We start from the raw sequence: 16,570 nt of genomic DNA, 5'->3' as shown, positions 1-16,570 counted from the left end.
GCGCCGGTCCCGCAGCCGCCGGACCATCGCCCGCTCTGGACCCCGCCGCCGCGCTCTGCCACAGATCGCGCACACGCCGGAGTCCGCGCCCCATGTCCACCGTCACCAAGGCCCCGCCCGTTGTCGGCGCGCTCTGCGGCGCGGTGGCGGTGTTCTGTTTCTCGGTCAACGACATGGCGATCAAGTTCCTCTCGGGCGACTATGCGCTGCACGAGGTGATCCTGCTGCGCTCGCTCTGCGCGCTCGTGCTGATCTTGGCCGTGGTGCTACCGGTCTCGGGCGGCCTGTCCGCCCTGAAGACTCGGCGGCCCGGGCTGCACGCGGTGCGCGGGCTCTGCGTCGTCGTCGCCAACATGGCCTTCTTCCTGGGCGTCGCCGCCCTGCCCCTGGCCGACGCGGTGGCCATCTTCTTCGTCAGCCCGCTGCTGATCACCGCCTTCTCGGTGATCTTCCTGGGCGAGACGGTCGGCCCGCGCCGCTGGGCCGCCATCGCGCTGGGGCTGGCGGGCGTGCTGATCGTGCTGCGGCCCGGCACCTCGGCGTTTCAGCCCGCGGCGCTGCTGCCGCTGCTGGGCGCGACGGGCTACGCGGGGCTTCACACCTTCACCCGGCGGCTGGGCACGACCGACAGCGCGGCCACGATGGCGGTCTATATCCAGCTGTCGTTCATTCTCGTCTCCGGCACCATCGGGCTGGCCATCGGCGACGGCCGCTTCACCGGGTGGGACAGCCCCTCGCTGGAGTTCTTCTTCCGCGGCTGGACCTGGCCGGCCGCCGGCGACTGGCCGGTGATCGGGCTGGTCGGGCTGTGCAGCGGCGCGGGCGGATTCTTCATCAGCCAGGCCTACCGGATCAGCGAGGCGGCGCTGGTCGCGCCGATGGAATACATCGCGATGCCGATGGCGGTGATCTGGGGCGTCACGATCTTCGGAGAGTGGCCGGACCTCGCCGCCTGGTGCGGGATCGTGCTGATCGTCGGCTCCGGTCTCTTCCTGATCTGGCGCGAGACGCAAGCCGGCCGCGAGGCCCCTCGGCCGCGCCTTCGGCGATGACGGGGATCAGGCGCCCCCAGGCAGACCACGGACAGGCAGGGAGTCCCGGAATGGCGACAATCGACGCGGTCGTCTTCGACATCGGCCGGGTGCTGCTGAACTGGGATCCCGAAGGGTACTATGACCGCCGGATCGGCCGTGCGGCGCGTGAGGCGCTGTTCGCGGCCGTGGACCTGGAAGGGATGAACCTGCGTTCGGACAAGGGCGAGGACATCGCCGCGCTGGTCGAGGAATACGCCGCGGCGCATCCGGCCCATGCCGATCTGATCCGGCTGTGGCACTCGGACTGGCTGCAGATGGCGCATTCGCTGATCCCGGGATCGGTGCGGTTGCTCCGGGCGCTGCGGTCGCGCGGGGTGCCGGTCTACGCGCTGACGAATTTCGGGGAGCGCACGCTGGCGATGGCCGACGCGGCCTATCCCGCGCTGACCGAGTTCGACGATCGCTTCGTCTCGGCCACGCTGCGTGCGATCAAGCCGGATCCGGAGATCTATGCCCGTTTAGAGACAGAAACCGGCGTCGCGCCGGAGCGGCTGTTCTTCACCGACGACAGGCCCGAGAACATCGAGGCGGCCCGCGCCCGCGGCTGGCAGGGGCACCTGTTCGAGGGGCCAAAGGGGCTGGCCCGGCGGCTGGTGGCGGAGCGGCTGCTGCCCGAAGACGCGGCCGCCGTCTGACCCTATTCCGCCGCGAGGGCCGGGCGCCGCAGGGCCAGCGGCTCTTCCCGCACCGGCAGGTGGACGATGGCGCTGAACGCACCGATGCCGACGCCGACCCACCAGACGGCGGTGTAGTCGCCGAAGGCGTCGTACATCCGCCCGCCCAGCCAGACGCCCAGGAACGAGCCAAGCTGGTGGCTGAAGAACACCAGCCCATAGAGCGTGCCCATGTAGCGCAGCCCGTAGATATGCGCCACGAGGCCGCTGGTCAGCGGGACGGTGGCGAGCCAGAGCGAGCCCATCACGACCGAGAAGACGATGACCGAGGCCGGCGTGATCGGCAGCAGGATGAACGTCGCCGCGGCAAGGGTCCGGGCGGTGTAGATCCCGGTCAGCAGGTACTTGCGCGGGATACGGTTGCCGAGCCAGCCGGCGGCGAGTGTCCCGCCGATATTCGCCAGCCCGATCACCGAGATCGCCACGGCGCCCAGCGCCGAGGTGGTGGCGACGCCGACCGAGGCGAGCGTGCCCGAGGGGTCGATCGCGCCGCACATCTCGGTCACCATCGCCGGGAAATGCGCGGTGATGAAGCCCAGCTGGTAGCCGCAGGAGAAAAAGCCCAGGAAGATCAGCGTATAGCTCGGGTCGCGCAGCGCCCGACCCAGCACCTCGCCCAGCGGCTCATCGAGGCCCGTGGCCGAGGCCTGCGGCGCGCCGCGCAGCATCGGCAGGGCGAAGAGCACCGCGAGGATCGCGGCGGCGAAGATCAGGAAAACCGTCTGCCAGGGCACCACGGTCATCAGCGCCTCGGCGATGGGAGCGCCGACGACCTGCCCCGCCGAGCCGGCGGCGGTGACGATGGCCAGCGCCATCGACCGGTTGGCGTCGCTCGCGGCGCGGCCGACCACCGCCAGCAGCACGCCGAAGCCGGTGCCGGCGATGCCGAAGCCCACCAGCACCTCCAGCGCCCAGTGCTGCGCCGGCGTCACGGCGAAGGCGGAGAGCGTCAGGCCAAGGGCATAGACCAGCGCGCCGAGGATCAGCGCGCGGCGGTCGCCGAACCGCTCCGCGAAGGCGCCGAACAGCGGCTGGCCGATGCCCCAGGCGAGGTTCTGGATGGCGATGGCCATGGAAAAATCGGCTCTGAGCCAGCCGAATTCCTCCGCCACGGGAATCTGGAACACGCCAAAGCTCGCCCGGATGGCGAAGTTGACCAGGATGATCAGGCATCCGCCGATCAGGATCGGGGTGACGAGGCGCGCGGACTGGGGCATCGGAGGTCTCCGGCTGTCGGGCGGCGAGAGTTGCCCCGGATGCTCGCCGGCGTCAAATTCAAAACCGTGAGGCGCAGCATCAGCTTTCCTTATCCGCGCGCGGAAGTTATCCGGGAGGAGATGGCCGAGCGTGTGCAGGACATATACGAGGCCCGCGTCGCGGCGGGCGAGCTGGCCGCCGACCCGGCGCAGCACGCGATACTGCCGGTGCTGGAGGAGATCCGGGCGCATTTCGAGACTGTTCCGGAGAAAAAGGGCCTGCGCGGGCTGTTTTCCAAGACGCCCGAGCCGCCCAGGGGGCTGTACCTGTGGGGCGGCGTCGGGCGCGGCAAGTCGATGCTGATGGACCTGTTCTACGGCACGGTCCCGATCGAGGCGAAGCGGCGGGTGCATTTCCATGCCTTCATGCAGGAAATCCATTCCGGCATGCACGAGGCCCGGCAGCGGGACGTCGACGACGCGCTAAAGCCGGTGGCCGAGAAGGTCGCGGACTCGGCGCGGCTTCTGTGCTTCGACGAGATGCAGATCTCGGACATCACCGACGCGATGATCGTTGGGCGGCTGTTCGAGACGTTGTTCGACGCGGGCGTCGTGGTGGTGACCACGTCGAACCGGGTGCCGGACGAGCTGTACAAGGACGGGCTGAACCGGGCGCTGTTCCTGCCGTTCATCGAGCTGATCAAGGAGCGGATGGTGGTGCACCACCTGCAGTCGCCCACCGACTACCGCCAGGACCGTTTGTCCCGTTCCAATGCCTATTTTACGCCCGCGAACGCCGAGGCGCGGGCGGAGATCGACCGGCTTTGGAACGATTTGACCGGCGGCGACTGGGCGCCGCTGACGCTGCGCGTGAAGGGGCGCGACGTGGTGCTTCCGGGGTATCAGAACGGTGTGGCGCGGTGTGAATTCTGGGAGTTATGCGGCCGGATGCTGGGGCCGGCGGACTATCTGGCGGTGGCCGAGGCGGTCCGGGTGCTGATCCTGGAGGACATCCCGCGATTGTCCCGTTCCAATTTCAACGAGGCCAAGCGCTTCGTCACCCTGATCGACGCGCTCTACGAGGCGCGCGTCAAGCTGATCGCCAGCGCGGCGGACGTGCCGGAGCGGCTCTATATCGAGGGCGAGGGCAGTTTCGAATTCGAACGCACCGCCAGCCGCCTGCGCGAGATGCAGTCGGCCGATTGGGGGCCGTGATGCGGGCCTTCGTCGCCGTCGACCTTCCCTTCGCCGTGCAGGAGGCGCTGGAAACCGTGCAGGAGCGGCTGCCGGTGGGGCGCCCGACCGATCCCGAGCAGTTCCATCTGACGCTCGCCTTCCTGGACGACCAGCCGGGCGACGTGCTGGAAGAACTGCACCACGAGCTGGAGCGAGTGAAGCTGCCGCGGTTCGCCCTGCAGATGCGCGGGCTGGGGACCTTCGGCAAGCACGAGCCACGGGTGCTTTGGGCCGGAGTAGAGCCTGAACCGGCGCTGAAGGAGCTGCGCGGCAAGGTACGCTCGGCGGCGCGGGTGGCCGGGATCGAGCTGTCGCGGGAACGGTTCCGGCCGCATGTGACACTGGCGCGGTTCGACGAGCGGATGGAGCCGGACGAGCTGGAAAAGCTGCGGCGGTTTTTGGAGATCTGGGAGACGTTTCCCTCGCCGCCCTTCGAGGTGACGGAATTCGTGCTGTACCGGTCGATCCTGGGCAAGGGCGGCGCGGTGCACGAGGCGCTGGCGGAATACCCGTTGTGAGGGGTGTTTCGGACCGCTGGCGCGGTCCGATCCGCTGGGGGGACGCTGTCCCCGTCGTCCATTGTGCTTGCACCAATGGCGCACAATGGACGACCCCCCTGGCGTATTTTCAACGAGAAGAAGAAGCGGGGGTCGGTACGGCTTGGAGCGGACTCAGCCGTTCTCGGCCAGGACCGTCCCCGCGAGGTAGAGCGAGCCGCAGACGAGGATCCGCGCGTCCGGGTCGGACGCCGCGATGGCCCGCACGGCATCGAGGACGGTGGCGGCCTCCGTCGCCTGCATCCCGGCCTCGCGCGCGGCGGCGGCGGTTTCGGCGGCGGACAGGGTGGCGGTGACACCGTCGATGCTGACCGCGTGCAGCGACTGGGCCAGCGGCGCGAGCGGCGTGAGGTAGCCGACCGGATCCTTGGTGTTCAGCATGCCGCAGATCAGATGCAGCGGCTTCGGCGGCATGTCCCCGAGCGTGCGGGCGAGGCTGGCCCCGGCGGCGGGGTTGTGGCCGCCGTCCAGCCACAGCTCGGCCCGGGGCGCCGCCTCGGGCAGGGGACCGCGGGTGAGGTACTGCATCCGCGCGGGCCACGCCACGCGCTGCATCGCGGCGTCGTGCGCTGTCTCCGGCAGGCCGAGTTGCCGCATGGCGGCCAAGGCGATGCCGGCATTGTCGAACTGGTGATGCCCCATGAGCCGCGGCAGGGGCAGGTCGAGTAGGCCCGCTTCGTCCTGATAGACCAGCCGGCCCTCCTCGGGCATGACGTGCCAGTCCTGCCCCTGGACCAGAAGCGGTGCGCCGAGGCGGGCGGCCTGCCGCTCGATCACCTCCAGCGCGGCGTCGTCCTGCCGGCCGACGATGCAGGGCACGCCGGGTTTCAGGATGCCGGCCTTCTCGGCGGCGATCTCCTCCAGCGTCTCGCCGAGATAGCCCTGGTGATCCATGGAGACGGGCGTGATGATCGTCAGCACCGGGTCGACCACATTGGTGGCGTCCAGCCGGCCGCCGAGGCCGACCTCCAGCAACGTGTAATCCGCCGCCGCGCGCGAGAAGGCGAGCAGCGCGGCGCAGGTGGTGATCTCGAAATAGGTGATGTCGGCCCCGCCATTGGCGGCCTCGCACTCGTCGAGCACGGCCGTCAGCGCGGATTCGTCGATGAGGTCTCCGGCCAGGCGGATGCGCTCGTGAAACCGCACGAGATGCGGCGAGGTATAGGCATGGGCGCGACGGCCCGCCCCCTCGATCCCGGCGCGCAGCATCGCCTGCACCGATCCCTTTCCGTTGGTCCCCGCAATGTGAATGACGGGCGGCAGCCGGTCCTGCGGGTCGCCCAGCGCGTGCAGGAGCCGCCAGACGCGGTCGAGCGTGAGGTCGATGATCTTGGGGTGGAGCGACATCATCCGGTCCAGGATGACGTCGGAGCTGTCGGCGCTCACTCCGGCTTCGCCTCCTCGGCGGGCTCTGACGCCCTGGTGTCCGGGGCCTCGGGCGCCGCCGGCTTCGCGAGGGCCTCGACGGGGTCCGGGGCGGGCAGGTCGCCGCGCACCGCCGGGCCCAGCCGCATGAGCATCCGAACGATGGCGATCAGCTCGTCCCGCATGTCCTTGCGATGCGTGACCCGGTCCAGCATCCCGTGGTCCAGCAGGTACTCGGCCCGCTGGAAGCCCTCGGGCAGCTTCTCGCGGATGGTCTGTTCGATGACGCGGGGGCCGGCGAAGCAGATCAGCGCGTTGGGCTCGGCGATGTGAATGTCGCCCAGCATCGCGTAGGAGGCGGTGACGCCGCCGGTCGTGGGATGGGTCAGCACCACGATATAGGGCAGCCCGGCCTCCTTCAGCATCTCGACCGCGACGGTGGTGCGCGGCATCTGCATCAGGCTGAGAATGCCCTCCTGCATCCGCGCGCCGCCGGCGGCGGAGAACAGGATCAGCGGCGACTGGGACTCCACCGCGCGTTCGGCGGCGGCGATGATCGCGTTGCCCACATACATGCCCATCGAGCCGCCCATGAAGCTGAAGTCCTGCGCCGCGCAGACCACCGGGGTTCGCCCGATCTCGCCCTGCGCGACCAGCATCGCCTCGTGCTCGCCGGTCTCGCGCTGGGCCGCGCGCATCCGCTCCGGATAGCGTTTCTGGTCGCGGAAATGCAGCGGGTCGGCCACCGGTTCGGGCACAGGCACGGTGGAGAAGACGCCGCCGTCGAACAGCGCGGCGAACCGCGCCCGCGGGGCGATCGCCATGTGGTGGTCGCAGCTGGTGCAGACGTTCAGATTCTCCGACACCTCGCGGTGAAACAGCATCGAGCCGCATTCCGGGCACTTCGTCCACAGGTTCTCGGGCGTTTCCCGCCGCGAGAACAGCGAATTGATCTTCGGTCGGACGTAGTTGGAAATCCAGTTCATCGCGCGCCCTGCGGCTGTTCGGAGTGTTGGGGGTCAGATAGTCGGCGGGGCCGCGGAATGCAATCAGCGCAGCAGCGCCCGCCGGGCCAGGCCCCAGCCGATCAGCAGCACGACGACGTCCCAGACGATCAGCCCGCCCGCTTCGCTGGCGACATAGGGCGTGCGGTAGAGCGCAAGGCCCGGCACGGTGCCTTCGGTCGCCAGAAGCAGAAGCGCGGTGGCGTTGTTGGCAAAGTGCATCCCCCAGGCGGCGGCCAGGCTGCCCGTGGCGGCGGTGAGATCGGCGGCGATGAGCCCGAAGATCAGCGTCGCGAGGACGATCTGCCAGGCGCTGTCGCCCATCGCGGGATCGTAGTGCAGCAGCCCGAACAGCAGAGATGGCAGCACCGCCCAGACCAGCGGCGAGCGGAACCGCGCCGCCAGTTGCTGCAGGAGGTAGCCGCGGAACAGGATCTCCTCCGCCCCGGCCTGCAGCGCCAGCACCGCGACGGAGAGCGGCAGGAACGTCAGCCAGAGGCCGAAGCCGACCCCCGGAACCGCGTCGTTGAACAGCGACCAGACGAGGACCGAGAGCACCTGCACGCCGCCGACGGCGGCCGCCGCGGTGGCGAAATCGCGAACCTCGCGGCCGGTATGGCCGAACAGCGTGACCGGCGGGCGCGCATGCAGCAGCGGGGCGGCGACCCAGGGGCCCAGCGCCATCGCCGCGAAAGAGCCCAGCAGCCACAGCGCCGCGCCGGGCGTCTGCGCCCGGGTGACCGCCAGGATGCTCGGCGCCCCGGGCAGGCCGGTGACGAGCACGAGGTACAGGTTCAGCCCGATCACGTAGATCACGGTGCAGAGCAGGCAGCCAAGCGCCAGCCGCCAGGGTTCCGGCGCGGCGCGGGCCGGGTGGACGAAGCTTTCCAGCGGATCGGGATAGCGCGGGGTCATGTCGGCGTGCTAGCGCCTTCGCGCGCGGCGGGCAAACCGCTTTGCTTGCCTCGGCCGTCCGGCTCGCCTATTCCCGACGCCACGCTGTTGATGGGAGTCACGATGCCCCGCACCGGACACGCCCCGCCGCCCCGCAACCGGGCCCGCGCCGCCGTCGCCGGCCTGGCCGTGCTCGGCCTGGCGGCCTGCGGCGGCTTCGGGTTGAGCCGGCCGCCGGAGACCGTGGCCGTCGCCGGCGGCGACGTGGTCATCGGCGGGCCGCAGGGCTACTGCATCGACCGGCCGGGCAGCCGCCTGACCGGCGAAAGCCCGTTCGTCCTGCTCGGCTCCTGCGCGTCGATCGCGCGCGACGCGGGCGCCGACGCGCCGCGGCAGCCCGGCGTCCTGACCGCCACCGTGTCGGCCCCGGGCGAAGGGCCCGGTTTCGCCGAGACCGTGCCGCAGCTGGAAAGCTTCCTTTCCTCCGCCCCCGGCCGCGCGGCACTCGCGCGCGACGGGCGGCCGGAATCGGTGGAAGTCCTGTCGACCCGGCGCGACGGCGCGGCGCTGATCATCCACCTGCGGGATACCAGCGCGAATGTCGTCCCGGGAACCGACCCGACCTACTGGCGCGGCCTGTTCGAGGCGAACGGGCGGCTGGTGACGGTCTCGGTGATGAGCTTTGCCGACCAGCCGATGGGCAGCGACCTGGCCCTCGCCACGCTGCGCGGCATGGTCGCGCGCATCCGGCAAGAAACGGCGGCACGGCACGCGCCCGCGCCGACGCAAGAGGAGGCAGGGTGATCGGGGCTTCCCTGTCCGGGACTATTGGTTTCTATTTCGGCAGCAGGATCAGTATGCCGTTAATCGTTTTGGGTTAGTGCCGCGGACCATGGGCAGGATCACCGACACTCTTCTGCACCGGCGCGTGCTGCGCCGCTGGGGTCGGGCGGCGCGCGAGGCGCAGACGCTCGATTTGGAGAACCTGCGCGCCCTGCGCGCCCGCGCGCGCGAGGTGCGGCGGCGGCTGAACAAGGCCCTGTATATCGCCGAGGAACGGCTGACCCTTCCGGCCATCGGCATCAACGCCATCCAGAAGCCGTTGAACTGCGACTGGGCCTACCGGCCGGAGCTGTGGCGCGGCCCGCTCGAACCCCGCGGCATGGTCGCCGTCGAGTCGAAGACCGAGTATGGCGACGAGGTAAAGGTGTTCCACGACTGCCGGGTGACCGAGCTGACCCTGCGGCAGATCCGGAACACCCGCGAATCCGATCTCGCCCCCTTCGGCCTGAAGATGGACGTCTTCCGCTTCGACGGCTCCTTCCTGTCGCTGGTCATCGAGCTGCCCGACACCGCCGCCCGCGGGCTGGAGCGGCGGCACCTGATCCGCCTGACGACGGTGGTCGAGGTCGAGAAGCCGCTGGAGATCTTCGCGCGGCTGAACATCAAGAACGGCCCCAACGTGGAGCAGATCGTGCGCGAGTTGCCGATGGGCGACGACGAGGAGACGATGGTGGAATTCGACCTGGCCTATACCAAGATGAACGAGAAGCGGGTGGAGCGGATGTGGCTCGACCTGATCTTCGAAGGGGCCGAGATGAACCAGATCATCCTGCGCGACGTGGCGCTGACGCGGCGGCCGCGGTCGGAAATCTGAAGGAGCGGGCGGAGATGACGGAGCTTTCGCTGGTCAAGACCCGGATCCAGGGCGGTATCTGGGAGGGCGTGCTGACGGCGCGCGGCGCCACGGTCGTCGAGGCGCCGGAGATTGAGGTCACGCATCTGGGCAAGCCGGTGGACACGGTGACGGTCACGCCCGATCCCTCCGCCCCCGGCACCTGGGGCGTGCGCATCGCGATCCCGCCCGAGCTTCTGTCCGACGGGGTCCAGACGTTCCTGATCACCGCGGCCGACAGCGGCGAGACGCTCGACAGCTTCACCATCGTCACCGGCGAACCGCTCAGCGACGACATCCGCGGCGAGGTCGACCTGCTGCGCGCCGAGCTGGATCTGCTCAAGCGCGCGTTCCGCCGGCACTGCGTCGAGACGATGTAGTTCTCAGTGGTCGGGCGCCGCGTGCCGCTCGACCAGCGCCCGCGCGACCCAAACCAGCGTGGCGGCGACGACGACGCCGACGAGGCTGGCGACGAAATCCACGGCCGACGGGCTGCGCCCCGGCACCAGAAGCTGCGCGTATTCGATGAGATTGGCACTGGCGACAAGCGCCAGCACGACGCTGGCGACGCCGAGAAGGTCGATCAGCGCCACGGTGAGCACCGCAAAGACAAGCCCGTAGATCAGCGGCATCGTGTCGGCGGGCATGTGCATGTCGGCGGCGACCGTGCCCAGCGCCACGAGGCCCCAGACCCCGACCAGCACGACGGGATAGATCGCGATGCTGATCAGGAACGACTTGGCCAGTTCGATGATCCGGCTGCCGAACATTTGGAACTCCTGTCCTCGGTCGCCGCCCAGGGTGCCGGCGCATTGCGGCGGATTTTTGGCGCAGGGGAGCGGGGGCGGCGAAACGGGCCCCGGCGCGCGGCGCGCCCGGCGACCGCGTTCCATGGCCAATAGGGGCAGGCCGCGCCGGCCGTTTCGCGATGCGGGGCCGGGCGTTTCCCCGACCACGACGATACGGGCGAAAACCCAGATATTGTCGGCCCTCGATCAAAGTCCTGCCCGATTTCGCCGCCATACCTCTGCACCGAGGGGCGAAGAGAGAACGGGTACGTTATGGACCGATTGACGGAAATGGAGGCCTTCGCCACGGTCGTGGACCAGGGGGGATTCACCGACGCTGCCAAGAAGATGGGAATCTCCAAATCCGCCGTGTCCAAGCATGTCTCCTCGCTGGAGGCCCGCTTGGGGGCCCGGTTGCTGAATCGCACGACGCGCCGGGTCAGCCCGACGGAGATCGGCCTGGCCTATTACGACCGCGCCCGCCGGGTGCTGAACGACGCGGGCGAGGCCGACGCGCTGGTAACCTCGATGCAATCCGCGCCCTCGGGCCTGTTGCGGATCAGCGTGGCCACGGATTTCGGCGTCAACCACCTGTCGCCGGTGCTGGGAGAGTTCCTGTCGGACTTCCCGGACGTCACCGTGAACATGGTGCTGAACAACCGCTACGTGGAGCTGATCTCGGAAGGGTTCGACATGGCGGTGCGGATCGGCGAGCTGGAGGACAGCACGCTGCGCGCCCGCAAGCTGACCGAGACGACGAAGCGGATGATCGGCTCGCCGTCCTATTTCCAGAAATACGGCCGGCCGCAGAAGATCGACGACCTGAACGAGCACAAGCTCTTGCACTATTCCAGCCAGTCAAGCGGCAATGTCTGGCGTCTGACCGCGCCCTCGGGCGAGAAGCGACAGGTGCGCACCGCCGGCTGGCTGAGCGTGAATGACGGCCAGTCCCTGCTGAACGCGGCGATCTCGGGGCTGGGCATCGCCTATCTGCCCAGCTTCCTTTACGCGGACGCGCTGGAAAAGGGTCTCGTGGAAGAGGCGATCCCGGATCTGCCGCACGAAACGCAAGGGATCTACGCGGTTTACCCGCCGGGGCGGTTCACCCAGCCGAAGGTGCGCGCATTTATCGACTTCCTTGTACACCATTTTGCAGACAAGGGCCCCGACAACTGGTAGAGTAGCACAAATCCCTCCAGGTGCACTTTACTGGGTCGAGGTGAGAATCACCTCGACCCTTCTGTTTTCGGTGCGTCCCTCGGGCGTCAGGTTGCTGGCCCGCGGCGCGAGGAACCCGACCCCGTCGGAGGCGACCTGGTCGGGCGGGATGTCGTATTGCTGGATCAGACGTTCCATCACCGCGGCGGCGCGGCGGCGGGACAGATCGACATTGGCGCTCAGCGGGCCTTCGGCATCGGTATGGCCCACGAGCATGACGCGACGGTCCGGATTGGCCTTCAGGTAGTCGGCCAGGCTCTTGAGCGACTCGAAATTGCCGCCGCCCAGCTCCGACGCCCCGCTGCGGAACGCCAGGTCGTCCAGCGTGGCGTGGCCTTCGCTCTCCAGAAGCGCGGCGACCGGCCCGTCCGGCGCCGGCACGACCGGCGCGTCGGGCGCGGGCGTCTTGGTCGACGCGGTGAAGGCCGTGGTGACCTCGGGGGCGCCGATCCGGGTGATCTGGACAAAGCCGGTATTGCTGCTGCGGCTGACCACGAGGCTCACGAATTCGGCCCCGTCGCCGCGCTTGCCGGCGAAATAGCGGAAATCGCCCAGGTTCACATGCATGTCCGGCTCCGGCAGCACGTCGATCTCGTACCGGAAGTCGAAGCCCCCGCATCCTTGCGTCTCGCATTCGAAGACCGGCCGGAACCCCGCGTCGATCAGCTGGTCGCGCAAGGGGCCCATCAGCTGCATCGTCGTCAGGTCGCCGTCGCCCACGACCCAGGCGGTCGTCTCCACCCGGCCCTCGGCGACGAGACCGTCGATCGACCCGTCGACATGCGGCCCGGTGGGCAGGAAATGGCTGTCATCCGCCACGACGCGATGCGCCGTCTGCTCGGCCGCGGCCGGAAAGCGCAGCGTCTCGGCCCAGGCCGGGGCCGCGGCGCCCAGCGCCAGCGCGGATATCGCCACCGCCCAGCTCATCGCGCCGCCGCGTGATACTCCGGATTCGGCGCCATCGCCACGGCAGAGGCCACCCGGTTCGTCATGTTGAAGAAGGCGGCGACGCTGGCGATGTCGAAGATGTCGCGGTCGGAGAACCCGGCCTCCCGCAGCGCCGCGCGGTCCGGCTCCTCGATCGTGTAGCTGGCCGTCGTCACCTTCTCGGCAAAGGCCAGCATCGCGCGCTGCCGCGCGTCCAGCTCGGCCGTGCGCCAGTTGAACGCCATGCGCTCGCCCAGCACCGGATCGCCCGACAGCTCGCGCACCGCGGCGCCATGCGCCACGAGGCAGTACCAGCAGCGATTGATCGAGCTGACGGCGACCGCGATCATCTCGCGTTCCAGCTTCGACAGCTCGCTGTCGCCCAGCATCAGGTCGTTGTACATCGCCGTGAAGGCGTTGAGCTTGTCGATATCGAAGGCGTAGGCCCGCAGGACATTGGGCACCAGGCCCAGCTTCTCCTGACAGATGTCGAAATACTTCTGCGTTGCGTCGGGCAACGGATCGACCATCGGCAGGTCGAGCGCGGTCGGCGGCGTCTTGGGGTCGGTCACAACTGCTCCATGGCCGTTTCGGCCTTATTTTAAGCGGTAGTGATAGTATCCGACAACCTGCATGCCAATGGAAGAATACAAACGATTTGCGGCGTCGTTTGCGCGGGTGACCGCCAGAGACAGCGTATCCGCTCCCCGATCTTGTGCCCAATGCGCGGCCGCCCGCATGATATTGGTGGCCACGCCCCGCCGCCGCAGGTCGGGCTGCACGTGGATCGCGTGAATCATTGCGGTTTTGCCGTCACAGGCGACAAAGGCGGCACCCGCCGGCGCGTCGTCGGTGCGGGCGAGAACGCCGGTCTTGTCGCCGCTTACGCGAGTCATCACCGCCTGCCGCGCCGGCCCGACTCCGCCCGCGGCCCAGAGATCGCGCATGATCGCCAGCGGTGGCCAGATGGTGAAGGCAGAGACCGGCGGCACGGGCGCATCGGTCAGCGCGGCGACTGGCATGGCGTAAAGCGCGACCGGATCGTGCAGGCGATAGCCGGCCTCTTCCAGCAGGCGGTCGAGCCTGTCCTCGCCCTCGCGCACCAGAAACAGGCACGGCTGGCCGAGCCGCTGCATCTCGGCCTCGGCCAGGGCGATATCGGCGGCGCTCACCGGCGCCTCGGCCGTTGCGGCGGACACACGTTGCCCGCCGCCCTGCCCGTCGCGGATCGTCCAGGGTCCGGCCCGGACCCGGCGCGCGGCGGGCCATGTCGCCTCGACCGCCCGGGACAGCTGCCGCGCGTCCGGCAGCGTCACGCGGCGACCCCTCCCAGCTCGGCCACGAGCGCATCGGCCACGGCATCGAGCGCGGCGGCGTCCTGCCCCCGGACGACGATGTTCACGCCGTAGACCCCGTCGCGGTTGAAGGGGTACGACCCGAAGGACAGCTCGGGATGCGCCCGGACGAACGCGCCCAGCGGCCCGGCGACGTCGCCTTCGGCGCGCTCGACCCGGACGGTGCGGGACAGCACCGGCGCGCCGCCGGTCAGCGTGGGCAGAACGCTTTCCACCATCGCCTCGAAGATCGCGGGCACCCCGGCCATCACGTGGACGTTGCGCAGGCTAAAGCCCGGCGCGGCCGACACCGGGTTGTCGATCAGCGCCGCGCCGTCCGGGATTCGCGCCATCCGCAGCCGCGCCGCGTTCATCTCGGTGCCCTGCCGTCGGTAATGCGCCTCCATCACCGCGCGGGCGTCCTCGCGCACGTCGATGCCCACCCCGAAGGCATCGGCCACCGCGTCGGCGGTGATGTCGTCATGCGTGGGCCCGATGCCGCCGGAGGTGAAGACGGTCCCGTATGCCCCGCGCAGCGCGTTCACCGCCGCCACGATGGCCGCGTGGTCGTCCGACACGACCCGCACTTCCTTCAGGTCGATGCCGGCCTCGGTCAGCTTGCCGGCGAGGTGGTACATGTTGGCGTCGCGGGTGCGGCCGGACAGGATCTCGTCGCCGATCACGAGCATGGCGGCGGTGGGGTTGGGCATTCCGGTCTCCTCTCTGGCGCGTCCCCGGGCGGGGCAAAATTCTTGTAGAAGAATTTTCCGCCCCGTGTAAGGCGGTGCGCCATGCAGTTCGACCGCCCGCTCGTGCCCGCCCGCCTGATCCGCCGCTACAAGAGGTTCCTCGCCGACATGCGGCTGGAGGACGGGCAGGAGGTGGTGGCGCACTGCCCGAACCCCGGCTCGATGATGGGGCTGGCGGAGCCGGGGCTGCGGGCCTGGCTGGAGCCGAACGACGACCCGCGCAAGAAGCTGAAATACGGCTGGCGGCTGGTCGAGCATACGGACGGGCATTTCACCGGCATCGATACGGCGCTGCCCAACCGGATGCTGAAAGCGGCGCTGGAGGCGCGGGCGGTGCCGGCGCTGGCGGCCTATCCCGAGGTGCGGGCCGAGGTGAAGTACGGCGCGAAGAGCCGGGTGGACTTCCTGCTGTCGGGCGCGGGGCTGCCGGACTGCTACGTGGAGGTGAAGTCGGTGACGCTGTGCCGCACGCCGGGGCTGGCCGAGTTTCCGGATGCGAAGACGGTGCGCGGGGCGCGGCACATGGGCGAGCTGGCGGCGATGGTGGCCGAGGGGCACCGGGCGGCGGTGCTGTTCCTGGTGCAGCGGACGGACGCGGCGCGGATGGGCGTGGCGGGCGACATCGACCCGGGCTACGCGGCCGCTTTCGCCGCGGCGCGGGCGGCCGGGGTCGAGGTGATCTGCCACCGCTGTGCGATCTCGCCGGAGGGCGTGACGCTCGACGCGCCGGTCGCGGTTCTGGACTAGGCGCGGCGCCGGGGGGCGGGAAATGGGGCGCCCCGGTCTGGCGTCGCGGAGCCTGTTCCCTTATGTAGCGCGGGTATTCAAGCGACGAGGCGCGACGTGGACGACACTAGCCGGGGGCGGCTGACCAAGGACGGCATCCGCATTCACGAGGCGGCGGATTTCGAGGGCATGCGCAAGGCGGGGGCGCTGGCCGCGCAGATCCTGGACGATATCGCGCCGATGATCGAGGTCGGGCGCGGCACCGGCGAGATCGACGCCGAGATCACGCGGATGGTCGACGAGGCGGGGGCAACCTCGGCGACGATCGGCTACAAGGGCTATCAGCACGCCTCCTGCATCAGCGTGAACCACGTGGTCTGCCACGGCATTCCCGGCAGCCCGGTGCCGATGTGGAAGAAGGAGACGAACTCCGCCCGGAAGGATCCGCTGCGGGGCGACGACCGGCTGAAAGACGGCGATATCCTGAACATCGACGTGACGGTGATCGTCGACGGGTGGTTCGGGGATACCAGCCGGATGTACGTGGCGGGCAAGCCCAAGGGGTTCGCGAAGCGGCTGATCGACGTGACCCACGACGCACTGTTCAAGGGGATCGAGGCGGTGAAGCCGGGCAATACCTTCGGCGATATCGGCCACGCGATCCAGCGCTTCGTCGAGGCGAACCAGATGTCGGTGGTGCGGGACTTCTGCGGCCACGGGCTGGGGCGGGTGTTTCATGCCCCACCGAACGTGCTCCATTATGGCCGGCCGGGGACCGGGCCGGTGCTGGAGGAGGGCATGTTCTTCACGATCGAGCCGATGGTGAACCTGGGCCGGCCGGAGACGAAGGTGCTGGCGGACGACTGGACGGCGGTGACGCTGGACAAGAACCTGTCGGCCCAGTTCGAGCATTCGGTGGGGGTGACGGCGGACGGGTACGAGCTGTTCACGCTGTCGCCGAAGGGGCTGTTTCATCCCACGTGGGAGTAGGTGTCCAAGGTTGGACGCATACTCAACCTTCTGAATTTATTGGATCTAGTCATCCGTGAACTATGGCTGGCAACGCTCATGAGCGTCACGCCGCGGCCTTTTCCTGTGCACATGATGGGCTGCGGCCGTAGAAAACGGCCAGC

At 69.2% G+C, this 16,570-nt stretch carries 19 protein-coding genes; 10 read left to right on the top strand and 9 right to left on the bottom strand.

Annotated features, from left to right (window positions below):
- Positions 1 to 92 precede the first annotated feature (92 nt).
- The gene (locus tag P1J78_RS07905) at positions 93 to 1,052 is read left to right on the top strand and encodes a DMT family transporter (RefSeq protein WP_275566795.1); all 960 of its coding nucleotides are present in this window, start codon (positions 93 to 95) and stop codon (positions 1,050 to 1,052) included.
- A gap of 50 nt (positions 1,053 to 1,102) precedes the next feature.
- Positions 1,103 to 1,729: an HAD family hydrolase gene (locus P1J78_RS07900; RefSeq protein ID WP_275566794.1), complete on the top strand. Its 627-nt coding sequence runs from the start codon at positions 1,103 to 1,105 to the stop codon at positions 1,727 to 1,729.
- A gap of 2 nt (positions 1,730 to 1,731) precedes the next feature.
- On the opposite strand, the gene P1J78_RS07895 is transcribed toward P1J78_RS07900, so the two are convergent.
- Complete coding sequence (locus P1J78_RS07895; RefSeq protein ID WP_275566793.1) at positions 1,732 to 2,985, bottom strand: MFS transporter; 1,254 nt, start codon at positions 2,983 to 2,985, stop codon at positions 1,732 to 1,734.
- 120 nt (positions 2,986 to 3,105) lie between these two features.
- On the opposite strand from P1J78_RS07895, the gene zapE reads away from it, so the two are divergent.
- Both zapE and thpR read left to right on the top strand, forming a co-directional pair.
- Positions 3,106 to 4,179: a cell division protein ZapE gene (gene zapE, locus P1J78_RS07890; RefSeq protein ID WP_275566792.1), complete on the top strand. Its 1,074-nt coding sequence runs from the start codon at positions 3,106 to 3,108 to the stop codon at positions 4,177 to 4,179.
- Positions 4,179 to 4,718 carry an RNA 2',3'-cyclic phosphodiesterase gene (thpR, locus tag P1J78_RS07885; RefSeq protein WP_275566791.1) on the top strand — a complete coding sequence of 180 codons (540 nt, stop codon included), beginning with the start codon at positions 4,179 to 4,181 and terminating at the stop codon, positions 4,716 to 4,718. Before zapE ends, thpR begins: the two co-directional genes overlap by 1 nt.
- A 153-nt stretch (positions 4,719 to 4,871) precedes the next feature.
- Here thpR and P1J78_RS07880 read toward each other — a convergent pair whose 3' ends face one another.
- From P1J78_RS07880 to P1J78_RS07870, 3 genes are all read right to left on the bottom strand, one after another.
- Positions 4,872 to 6,143 carry a bifunctional folylpolyglutamate synthase/dihydrofolate synthase gene (locus tag P1J78_RS07880; protein ID WP_275566790.1) on the bottom strand — a complete coding sequence of 424 codons (1,272 nt, stop codon included), beginning with the start codon at positions 6,141 to 6,143 and terminating at the stop codon, positions 4,872 to 4,874.
- A complete protein-coding gene (gene accD, locus P1J78_RS07875; protein WP_275566789.1) occupies positions 6,140 to 7,108 on the bottom strand; it encodes an acetyl-CoA carboxylase, carboxyltransferase subunit beta in 969 nt (322 codons plus the stop codon). The genes P1J78_RS07880 and accD overlap by 4 nt, the downstream gene beginning before the upstream one ends.
- 63 nt (positions 7,109 to 7,171) lie before the next feature.
- A complete protein-coding gene (locus P1J78_RS07870) occupies positions 7,172 to 8,041 on the bottom strand; it encodes a CPBP family intramembrane glutamic endopeptidase (RefSeq protein WP_275566788.1) in 870 nt (289 codons plus the stop codon).
- 102 nt (positions 8,042 to 8,143) lie between these two features.
- Between P1J78_RS07870 and P1J78_RS07865 the strand changes: the two genes are divergently transcribed.
- The 3 genes from P1J78_RS07865 (at position 8,144) to P1J78_RS07855 (ending at position 10,075) form a co-directional block, all read left to right on the top strand.
- Positions 8,144 to 8,824, top strand: a complete 681-nt coding sequence (locus P1J78_RS07865) for a hypothetical protein (protein WP_275566787.1) — start codon at positions 8,144 to 8,146, stop codon at positions 8,822 to 8,824.
- Positions 8,825 to 8,912: 88 nt separating this feature from the next.
- Positions 8,913 to 9,677, top strand: coding sequence for a DUF6478 family protein (locus P1J78_RS07860; RefSeq protein WP_275566786.1), 765 nt, complete (start codon positions 8,913 to 8,915; stop codon positions 9,675 to 9,677).
- Positions 9,678 to 9,691: 14 nt separating this feature from the next.
- Positions 9,692 to 10,075 carry a hypothetical protein gene (locus P1J78_RS07855; RefSeq protein WP_275566785.1) on the top strand — a complete coding sequence of 128 codons (384 nt, stop codon included), beginning with the start codon at positions 9,692 to 9,694 and terminating at the stop codon, positions 10,073 to 10,075.
- A gap of 3 nt (positions 10,076 to 10,078) precedes the next feature.
- Here the strand turns inward: P1J78_RS07855 and P1J78_RS07850 are convergent, their stop codons facing one another.
- On the bottom strand, positions 10,079 to 10,465 hold the full coding sequence (locus P1J78_RS07850) for a VanZ family protein (protein WP_275566784.1): 387 nt from the start codon (positions 10,463 to 10,465) through the stop codon (positions 10,079 to 10,081).
- A 291-nt stretch (positions 10,466 to 10,756) separates the two neighbouring features.
- Here P1J78_RS07850 and P1J78_RS07845 point away from each other — a divergent pair, with 291 nt between their 5' ends.
- Entirely contained in the window at positions 10,757 to 11,662 is a 906-nt protein-coding gene (locus P1J78_RS07845) for a LysR family transcriptional regulator (RefSeq protein WP_275566783.1), read from the top strand.
- Positions 11,663 to 11,689: 27 nt separating this feature from the next.
- On the opposite strand, the gene P1J78_RS07840 is transcribed toward P1J78_RS07845, so the two are convergent.
- The 4 genes from P1J78_RS07840 to P1J78_RS07825 are packed head-to-tail and all read right to left on the bottom strand — an operon-like array spanning position 11,690 to position 14,672.
- Positions 11,690 to 12,628: an OmpA family protein gene (locus P1J78_RS07840; protein ID WP_275566782.1), complete on the bottom strand. Its 939-nt coding sequence runs from the start codon at positions 12,626 to 12,628 to the stop codon at positions 11,690 to 11,692.
- Positions 12,625 to 13,200, bottom strand: a complete 576-nt coding sequence (locus P1J78_RS07835) for a peroxidase-related enzyme (RefSeq protein WP_275566781.1) — start codon at positions 13,198 to 13,200, stop codon at positions 12,625 to 12,627. The genes P1J78_RS07840 and P1J78_RS07835 overlap by 4 nt, the downstream gene beginning before the upstream one ends.
- Positions 13,201 to 13,224: 24 nt before the next feature.
- Positions 13,225 to 13,944: a GNAT family N-acetyltransferase gene (locus P1J78_RS07830; RefSeq protein WP_275566780.1), complete on the bottom strand. Its 720-nt coding sequence runs from the start codon at positions 13,942 to 13,944 to the stop codon at positions 13,225 to 13,227.
- On the bottom strand, positions 13,941 to 14,672 hold the full coding sequence (locus P1J78_RS07825) for a competence/damage-inducible protein A (RefSeq protein ID WP_275566779.1): 732 nt from the start codon (positions 14,670 to 14,672) through the stop codon (positions 13,941 to 13,943). The genes P1J78_RS07830 and P1J78_RS07825 overlap by 4 nt, the downstream gene beginning before the upstream one ends.
- Before the next feature lie 81 nt (positions 14,673 to 14,753).
- Here P1J78_RS07825 and sfsA point away from each other — a divergent pair, with 81 nt between their 5' ends.
- Positions 14,754 to 15,458 (top strand): DNA/RNA nuclease SfsA, encoded by a 705-nt coding sequence (sfsA, locus tag P1J78_RS07820; protein WP_275566778.1) that lies wholly within the window; start codon positions 14,754 to 14,756, stop codon positions 15,456 to 15,458.
- Between the two features lie 96 nt (positions 15,459 to 15,554).
- On the top strand, positions 15,555 to 16,427 hold the full coding sequence (gene map, locus P1J78_RS07815) for a type I methionyl aminopeptidase (protein WP_275566777.1): 873 nt from the start codon (positions 15,555 to 15,557) through the stop codon (positions 16,425 to 16,427).
- Positions 16,428 to 16,570: the final 143 nt, after the last annotated feature.

This window comes from Psychromarinibacter sediminicola (assembly GCF_029168335.1).
In the GTDB taxonomy this organism is placed as follows: domain Bacteria; phylum Pseudomonadota; class Alphaproteobacteria; order Rhodobacterales; family Rhodobacteraceae; genus Psychromarinibacter; species Psychromarinibacter sediminicola.
Note: the sequence above shows the minus strand (reverse complement) of the source record. Positions and strands in the feature narration are given on the sequence as shown.

Excerpts from the sequence above, each read along its gene's own strand:
- P1J78_RS07905 (WP_275566795.1), top strand. The coding sequence starts at position 93 with ATGTCCACCGTCACCAAGGCCCCGCCCGTTGTCGGCGCGCTCTGCGGC.
- P1J78_RS07900 (WP_275566794.1), top strand. The coding sequence starts at position 1,103 with ATGGCGACAATCGACGCGGTCGTCTTCGACATCGGCCGGGTGCTGCTG.
- P1J78_RS07895 (WP_275566793.1), bottom strand. The coding sequence starts at position 2,985 with ATGCCCCAGTCCGCGCGCCTCGTCACCCCGATCCTGATCGGCGGATGC.
- zapE (WP_275566792.1), top strand. The coding sequence starts at position 3,106 with ATGGCCGAGCGTGTGCAGGACATATACGAGGCCCGCGTCGCGGCGGGC.
- thpR (WP_275566791.1), top strand. The coding sequence starts at position 4,179 with ATGCGGGCCTTCGTCGCCGTCGACCTTCCCTTCGCCGTGCAGGAGGCG.
- accD (WP_275566789.1), bottom strand. The coding sequence starts at position 7,108 with ATGAACTGGATTTCCAACTACGTCCGACCGAAGATCAATTCGCTGTTC.
- P1J78_RS07870 (WP_275566788.1), bottom strand. The coding sequence starts at position 8,041 with ATGACCCCGCGCTATCCCGATCCGCTGGAAAGCTTCGTCCACCCGGCC.
- P1J78_RS07865 (WP_275566787.1), top strand. The coding sequence starts at position 8,144 with ATGCCCCGCACCGGACACGCCCCGCCGCCCCGCAACCGGGCCCGCGCC.
- P1J78_RS07860 (WP_275566786.1), top strand. The coding sequence starts at position 8,913 with ATGGGCAGGATCACCGACACTCTTCTGCACCGGCGCGTGCTGCGCCGC.
- P1J78_RS07855 (WP_275566785.1), top strand. The coding sequence starts at position 9,692 with ATGACGGAGCTTTCGCTGGTCAAGACCCGGATCCAGGGCGGTATCTGG.
- P1J78_RS07850 (WP_275566784.1), bottom strand. The coding sequence starts at position 10,465 with ATGTTCGGCAGCCGGATCATCGAACTGGCCAAGTCGTTCCTGATCAGC.
- P1J78_RS07845 (WP_275566783.1), top strand. The coding sequence starts at position 10,757 with ATGGACCGATTGACGGAAATGGAGGCCTTCGCCACGGTCGTGGACCAG.
- P1J78_RS07840 (WP_275566782.1), bottom strand. The coding sequence starts at position 12,628 with ATGAGCTGGGCGGTGGCGATATCCGCGCTGGCGCTGGGCGCCGCGGCC.
- P1J78_RS07825 (WP_275566779.1), bottom strand. The coding sequence starts at position 14,672 with ATGCCCAACCCCACCGCCGCCATGCTCGTGATCGGCGACGAGATCCTG.
- sfsA (WP_275566778.1), top strand. The coding sequence starts at position 14,754 with ATGCAGTTCGACCGCCCGCTCGTGCCCGCCCGCCTGATCCGCCGCTAC.